The organism is Leuconostoc sp., from assembly GCF_965300815.1.
The window spans coordinates 3,866-11,689 of the sequence record NZ_CBDKZH010000041.1 but is presented as its reverse complement, the minus strand read 5'-3'; the positions used below and the strand labels follow the sequence as shown (position 1 = coordinate 11,689).

The following is a 7,824-nucleotide window of genomic DNA, read 5'->3' as shown; positions in this document are numbered from 1 at the left end:
GTAAAATAATGATACTATATGCTTGTAATTTAGTAAAAGTTTCCTGGAGGAAGACAATGACTAGTGCAAGCATTTTTTTTGACGCTGAAAACAAGGTTTTTCATCTGAAAAATGATCAAATATCGTATCTTTTTCAAGTTGAGACGGGGGACATTTTAAGTCATCTCTATTTTGGCCGTCAGATAGCAACATATCATGATCAACGGCGTTATCCAAGAATCGATCGCGGTTTTTCACCGAATCTTGCTGGCGATCCTGGGCAAGTCGATCGTGGCTATTCAAAAGATACGTTACGTCAGGAGTTTTCAGGCTTTGATACGGGTGATTTTCGGCAACCGGCTGTTGTGATTCGGGCTGAAAATGGTGCGCAAGCAACAGATTTTCGTTATGTCGATTATGAGATACAAGCGGGTAAGCCAAACTTAGCGGATTTGCCACAAGCTTATGTCTTAGCACCTGAAGAAGCCAAAACGCTGATTGTCCGGTTAGTTGATGCGACGTTAGATGCGGAACTGTACTTGTCTTACACCATCTTCGCCGATCGGCCAGTGATTGCCCGCACGGCAAAACTCATCAACCGTGGGACCCAAACATTGCAGGTAGAAAAATTAGCGTCAGTACAACTAGACGTCATTGAAAATCAACTAGAAGTTATTGCTCTACATGGCGCACATTTACGGGAACGTCAGGTTGAGCGGAAAAGTTTGCTACATGGTATGACGTCATTTGCCAGTCATCGTGGTGGTAGCTCACATCATATGAATCCCTTCATTGCATTAGTCGCACCAGATACAACGGAAGACAGTGGCACAGCGATTGGCGTACAACTGGTATATTCCGGTAATCATCAATTCACGCTGGAAAAAGACTATGTGGATCAGGTACGTGTCCTAGCAGGCATTAACGAACAAGGCTTTAGTTGGCAATTATTGCCAGATGAAGCCTTCCAAGCCCCTGAAGCCCTACTCGTCTATTCGGAGGCTGGCTTGAACGGTATGTCGCAAGCTTACCATCACTTATTGCGTGAACGCGTCGCTCGAGGACGCTTCCAATATGCACCGCGCCCCATTGTCATTAATAATTGGGAAGCGACGTATTTCAATTTTAATGCGGAAAAAATTGATCATATTGTGGACCAGGCCGCACCGCTAGGTATTGAAATGTTTGTGTTAGATGATGGCTGGTTTGGTCATCGTGATGCGGATACAAGTTCTTTGGGTGATTGGTATGAATACGCTGATAAACTCAAATCGGGCGGTGGGTTAGCCGGTATTTCGCAACGTGTGCATGATCGTGGCATGCAGTTTGGGATTTGGATTGAGCCAGAAATGGTTTCAAAAGATTCACAGCTTTATCAAGCGCACCCAGATTATGCAATTCAAATTCCCAATCGAGATATGACACCTAGTCGTGATCAGTATGTCTTAGACTTTTCTCGTCAAGAAGTGGTGGATGCGATTTACGACCAAATTGCCGCCATTTTGGACGACGTCCCAATTGATTATATTAAATGGGATATGAATCGCCATTTAACCGAGGTGTATTCGGCAGCCTTACCAGCGGCGCAACAAGGAGAAGTGGCGCACCGTTATGTATTAGGCGTGTATCAGTTAGCTGAACGGCTCACCACAGCCTATCCAGACATCTTGTTTGAAGGCTGTTCCGGTGGTGGTGGGCGCTTTGATGCCGGTATGTTGTATTATTTCCCGCAATCATGGGCGTCAGATAATACCGATCCGGTTGACCGGTTGAAAATCCAATATGGTACATCTTTGAGTTATCCCATTTCAAGCATGACAGCACATGTATCATCTTCGCCAAATCATCAGACTGGCCGTCTGAGCAGTTTGACCATGCGTGGGGATGTTGCCATGGCGGGTGTCTTTGGCTACGAACTCGATCTTAGCCAACTATCAGATGCCGACAAAACGCAAATCAGTGAACAGGTGGCGTTTTACAAAACGCATCGTGACTTAATTCAGTATGGCGACTTCTATCGCATTCAGTCACCTTTTGAAAGCAATGATGTCGCTTGGCAGTTTGTCAGTGCAGATAAAACGGAAACACTACTGTTCCAGTACCGTGTGCTCTCTGAGGGGCAACCACCACTGCATTTGACTAAACTCAGCCATTTGGCATCGGATAAAACTTATCTTGAACCAGCTACTGGTCAAGTATTTGGTGGGGATGAACTGATGACTGTTGGCTTCTACAATGTACCATTGCAACAAGCTGACTTTACTTCACGTGTACGCTATTTTAAGCAAGTATAGGCATGTGATCATGGTTTGAAGTTAGTACGCATGAAAGGAAAAACAAATGACAACAATTTATGATGAACTCGCAAATGTCTATCACACCCAGTTTCAAACACAACCAACGGACAAATTCTTCTCACCAGGTCGAATTAATTTGATTGGGGAACATACAGATTATAATGGGGGCCATGTTTTCCCCGCAGCGATTACCTTAGGCACTTATGGCGTTGCCGGTAAGCGTACCGACAAACTGGTCAAGTTGTATTCGACCAATATGCCTGAGGCCGGGGTGATTACATTTGAGATTGATGATGAAAGTAAGTTGCCACATGGGTCATGGGGGAACTTCGTCAAAGGCGTGTTGCAAGCCTTACGTGGGTACGGCAATCAGTTTGAGACGGGATTTGAATTGGTCATTTCTGGCAATATTCCCAATGGGTCAGGTCTCTCATCGTCATCATCATTAGAATTATTGATTGGGGTGGTCGCCAAAAAATTGTATGACTTAAAGGTTCCCCGATTACAATTAGTGGCGAGTGGGCAACGGGCTGAAAATGACTTTGTTGGCGTTAATACTGGGATTATGGATCAGTTTGCGATTGGTTTTGGTGAGGCGGATCACGCCATTTACTTGGATACGAACACGATGATTTATGAGATGATCCCGACGCACTTAGGCGATCATGTGATTGTCATCATGAATACCAATAAACGGCGTGTACTCGCGGATTCAAAATACAATGAGCGTGTGCGTGAATCGCAAGCGGCGGTCGTTGACTTACAACAAAAACTCAACATTCAATTCCTTGGGCAATTAGATCGTGCGACGTTTGATCAAAATGCAGCATTGATTGCGGATGAGACGGTGCGCCGCCGTGCGCGGCATGCGGTCTATGAAAATGAACGGACGCAAGATGCGGTGAAAGCCCTCCAGGCCAATGATTTGGTTGGATTTGGGCAATTGATGAATGCCTCACACCAATCACTAAAAGCAGATTATGAAGTCACAGGACTTGAACTTGATACCTTGGCTGAAACGGCACAACAGGTACCTGGTGTCCTAGGCGCACGAATGACTGGGGCTGGTTTTGGTGGCTGTGCAATTGCCTTAGTGCATCGCGATGCAGTCGCGACACTGGAAAAAACAGTTGGCGAGCGCTATGAAGCGGTGGTAGGTTATGCGCCATCATTTTATGCGGCTAACATTGGCACAGGTGCACATTGGGTTGGCGAAATTTGAGGTGACACGATGAATCGAAATGGCTTAATCACGGTCTTTGTTCAGCGGGTGATTGCGGCAACAGACTATACCGAACTAGATGAGACCTATTTAATTAATCAGGTACTGGGCTGGCTTGGGGAAGCAGACTATCAAACACCAACGACATTGACCCCTTGGGAAGATGCGGACACCTTAACCTTGTTGGATGCGTTAATTCGCGTGGCCGACACGAACGGGACATTGGCGCGTCGTGAGATGAACGCGGATATGGTCGGTGCCCAATTGATGGCCCTCTTTGTGCCACGACCTTCTGAGGTGAACCGGATTTTTTGGGAAAAATATGCTAGTGCACCCGCTGCTGCTACGGACTACTTGTTTGCCTTATCACGCCGCAGTAACTACATTAAGACACGTGAAATTGGTCAAAATATCTCGTTTCCGGTCACGACAAAATATGGGGCGTTACAAATCACGATAAATTTGTCGAAACCAGAAAAAGATCCCAAGATGATTGCAGCAGCGTTGCAGGCTCAAAAAAATACGCCCGTCAATTATCCAGTGTCGCAATTATCCCATGATAATGAAGGTTACTGGGGGCGACTAGATTATCCAGCACGGGCAAATCATCGGGTGGTGGTTTTGACTTTGGGTGGGGAACCCTGGTTTTTCCAATATTCACCGTATGCCTATTTTAATGAACACGCAATTATCTTTTCAAAAACGATTCGACCAATGCGTGTCGATGTGGCGCATTTGGCAAAATTATTAGAGTTTGTCACGTTATTTCCGGATTATTTTATCGGGTCCAATGCGGACTTGCCCATTGTCGGTGGCTCTATTCTAACGCATGATCATTTCCAGGCGGGACGTTACGACTTACCAATGGCTCAGGCTACCATTAAGACGCCAATCACGCTGCCGGGGTGTCAAGTTGCGTCAGCTGGGGTGTTAAATTGGCCGATGACGGTGATTCGTTTGGCCGATGAAAACCAAGCCAACTTGCTACAAGCTGCCCAACAAATTATGACGACTTGGGCGCATTATAGTGATCCTGCGTTAGACATTCGTGCTTTTGATGCGCAGGGCGAACGGCATCATACCGTAACGCCCATTGCGCGCTATCGTGACGGACGCTACGAACTTGATTTAGTGTTGCGGGATAATAACGTATCGGAGACGTATCCTGATGGTATTTTCCATCCCCACGCCGATGTCCAACATATTAAACAAGAAAATATTGGTTTAATTGAGGTCATGGGCTTGGCGATCTTACCACCAAGGTTAAAGACCGAACTTGAGGTTGTTAAGGCCTACTTATTAGGCCAAGTTGACCAGGTGGCACCAAAGCATCAATTGTGGGCTGAAACATTGCGTGCCAACACCACCATTACGCCCGATAATGTCAACGCTATCATTGATGACAGTGTCGGACACATTTTTGAGCGGGTTTTAGAAGATGCGGGTGTCTATAAACATGACGCTGCCGGAGAAGCTGGTTTGGCGCGTTTCCTGCAGGCCGTAGCCCAAAATGTACAAGTATCAGATTAAAAAGTTGAAAGGAAAATCATCATGGAAATTTTAACCCAACCGTGTGGTGTACAAGCAACAAGCTACACCTTAATCAACGATCATGGCGTGGCCTTAAGTGTGACGGATTTTGGTGCACGAATTGTGAGTTTGCGCGTGCCACTTGCGACTGGTGAACGTGAGTTGGTATTAGGTTTTGATAGTGCGGAAGAATATCAACAAAAAGATACCTTTATTGGGGCCACAATTGGCCGTGTTGCTGGTCGGATTGCTGGGGCACATTGGGCACACGATGGTGTCGATTACCAGTTTGAAGCCAATGAAAATGACAACACCTTACACAGTGGTGTGATTGGTTTTGACCAACGCTACTGGCAAGCTGCACCACAGGTAACGGCAACAGAGGCAAGGGTTGTGTTTACGTATGTCAGTGAAGACGGGGAAAATGGTTTTCCTGGTCAAGTGACGGTAAACGTGACCTATGCTTTGGCTAATGATAACGTCTGGCGGTTAACGTATGAGGCTGTGACAGATACGCCAACACTCTTTAACCCAACGAACCATGTCTACTTTAACTTGACGGGTGACCCATCGCAAAGTGTTGCGGCACATCAACTCAAGATTGCGGCTGATACCTTTGCGCCTATTGGGGACAAGAATTTAACGACTGGGGAAATACGGTCAGTAGCTGGGACAAGTTTTGATTTTCGTGCGGCAAAACCAGTTGGTACGACGATTGAGAGCACCGATGACCAACATCAACGGGTTGGTCATGGGCTTGATCATCCATTTTTTGCTACAAGATACACAGGGGGCACCGCAAGCTGAACTGCTGTCACCAGATGGTTTGGTGCGCGTTGCCATGACTACGACGGCACCGGCAGTAGTGGTCTTTACGGGTAATTTTGGTACAGACTTCACGCTGCCAATGCGCCAATCACAGTTGAAAAACCATGGCGGTATTACGCTAGAGACGCAAGCAGTACCTGGCGCTGAACGTTTTGCGCAATACGGAGATATTGTCCTCACGCCGGCATCACCTTATCAGCAAGTTACCGAATTTAAGCTGGACTTTTAAAGTTGGCAACCTAAAGGAGATCACATGACAACACTACAGACGATTTTGGCACGTCGTGATTGGGAAAATCCGGTCGTGACCCAATGGCATCGCTTGCCGAGTCATACGGATATGACCTATGATCGTCCGGATCAAGGACAATCAGGTAGCCAAATCCAATCATTAAACGGGACTTGGGGATTTAATTATTTTACCCATCTTGATGCTATTGATGATACATGGCGTGTGCAAGATTTACCGGATGCGACGACCATTACGGTACCAGGGAACTGGCAATTAGCCGGTGATTATAACGTGCCGTTGTATAGTAATGTGGCCTATCCGTTTCCTGTAACGCCACCAATCGTGCCTGACGAAAACCCAGTGGGTGCTTATTCAAAGACCATTCAAGTCGATGAAGCGTGGTTGGCTGACGCAAAAGAGACACATATTGTCTTTAATGGTGTCAGCTCGGCATTTTATCTTTGGGTTAACGGGACTTGGATCGGGTACTCAGAAGATAGCCGGTTACCCGCCGAATTTGATTTAACGCCCCACCTAGTAGCGGGAGAGAATCGTATCGCTGTTTTGGTTTTGAAATGGAGTAAAGCGAGCTATTTTGAAGATCAAGATATGTGGCGACTTTCGGGTATTTTTCGAGATGTTGAGCTGGTGAACATGCCCAAGGTGCGTTTGTCAGACTTTGCGATTGATACCCAGTTAGCGGATGATTTGGATGATGCTGTGGTGACAGTACGTTCGGAAATTGGTGACGTAGCGAATCAGGCATTACAAGTATGGGCGACTTTGTCTTGGGACGGCTTAGAAATCGCGTCAGATGAGACAACATTTGGCAACGACTTAGTGGATGAACGTGGCGCCAATGCACACGAAGCAACCTTGTCGCTACCAGTTCATCAGCCAAAACTGTGGTCAGCAGAAATCCCACAGCGCTATGACTTAACGCTGACATTATTTGATGGCGACACAGTTTATCACACAGAAACCAAAAAAATTGGTATTCGCCGCGTTGATATCAAGGATGGGCTCTTGCGTTTAAATAACCAGCCTTTGCTCATTCGTGGGGTCAATAAGCATGAATTCACGCCAGAGACGGGTTATTATGTCGATGAAGCGACGATGTTAAAAGATATTCGCTTACTTAAAGAGCATAATTTCAATGCCGTCCGGTTGTCACATTATCCTAATGACCGCCGTTGGTATGAGTTATGTGATCAGTACGGGTTGTATTTAGTCGATGAGGCAAACATTGAAACCCACGGCATGACGCCGATGAACCGGCTAACCAATGATGCCACTTACTTACCACTGATGATGGCTCGCGTGACACGGATGGTCAAGCGTGACTACAATCACCCCTCAGTCATTATTTGGTCACTGGGGAATGAGTCAGGTTACGGCCATAATCATGATGCAATGTACCAATGGTTAAAACAAGTGGATCCGTCACGACCAGTGCAGTATGAAGGTGGCGGGGCTGATTCGCCAGCAACCGATATTATTGCGCCAATGTATGCGCGTGTGGATCAAGACCAAGTCGCGCCTGTGAATTCAAAATGGTCGATTAAAAAGTGGGTCAGTCAACCTGGCGAAACCCGGCCCCTCATTTTGTGTGAATATGCGCACAGTATGGGCAATAGTTTAGGTGGTTTTGCCAAATACTGGGACGCTTTTGAACAGTATCCACGCTTACAAGGTGGCTTTATCTGGGATTGGGTTGATCAAGGGTTGTTGAAAAA

General features: G+C 46.4%; 6 protein-coding genes. All 6 read left to right on the top strand.

Going from position 1 to position 7,824, the window contains the following annotated elements:
• The first annotated feature begins 56 nt into the window (after positions 1–56).
• Positions 57–2,273 (top strand): alpha-galactosidase, encoded by a 2,217-nt coding sequence (locus ACW12G_RS04110; protein ID WP_455647339.1) that lies wholly within the window; start codon positions 57–59, stop codon positions 2,271–2,273.
• Between the two features lie 46 nt (positions 2,274–2,319).
• Positions 2,320–3,498 carry a galactokinase gene (locus ACW12G_RS04105; RefSeq protein WP_455647338.1) on the top strand — a complete coding sequence of 393 codons (1,179 nt, stop codon included), beginning with the start codon at positions 2,320–2,322 and terminating at the stop codon, positions 3,496–3,498.
• Positions 3,499–3,507: 9 nt separating this feature from the next.
• Positions 3,508–5,028, top strand: coding sequence for a UDP-glucose--hexose-1-phosphate uridylyltransferase (locus ACW12G_RS04100; protein WP_455647337.1), 1,521 nt, complete (start codon positions 3,508–3,510; stop codon positions 5,026–5,028).
• 21 nt (positions 5,029–5,049) lie between these two features.
• Entirely contained in the window at positions 5,050–5,835 is a 786-nt protein-coding gene (locus ACW12G_RS04095) for an aldose epimerase family protein (protein WP_455647336.1), read from the top strand.
• The gene (locus tag ACW12G_RS04090) at positions 5,780–6,085 is read left to right on the top strand and encodes a hypothetical protein (RefSeq protein WP_455647335.1); all 306 of its coding nucleotides are present in this window, start codon (positions 5,780–5,782) and stop codon (positions 6,083–6,085) included. The genes ACW12G_RS04095 and ACW12G_RS04090 overlap by 56 nt, the downstream gene beginning before the upstream one ends.
• 24 nt (positions 6,086–6,109) lie before the next feature.
• Positions 6,110–7,824: glycoside hydrolase family 2 TIM barrel-domain containing protein (locus ACW12G_RS04085; RefSeq protein WP_455647334.1), on the top strand; the 1,715-nt coding region annotated here is incomplete at its 3' end.

Bases quoted from the DNA above. Each gene is read 5' to 3' on its own strand.
- ACW12G_RS04110 (WP_455647339.1), top strand. From the start codon at position 57: ATGACTAGTGCAAGCATTTTTTTTGACGCTGAAAACAAGGTTTTTCAT.
- ACW12G_RS04105 (WP_455647338.1), top strand. From the start codon at position 2,320: ATGACAACAATTTATGATGAACTCGCAAATGTCTATCACACCCAGTTT.
- ACW12G_RS04100 (WP_455647337.1), top strand. From the start codon at position 3,508: ATGAATCGAAATGGCTTAATCACGGTCTTTGTTCAGCGGGTGATTGCG.
- ACW12G_RS04095 (WP_455647336.1), top strand. From the start codon at position 5,050: ATGGAAATTTTAACCCAACCGTGTGGTGTACAAGCAACAAGCTACACC.
- ACW12G_RS04090 (WP_455647335.1), top strand. From the start codon at position 5,780: ATGGGCTTGATCATCCATTTTTTGCTACAAGATACACAGGGGGCACCG.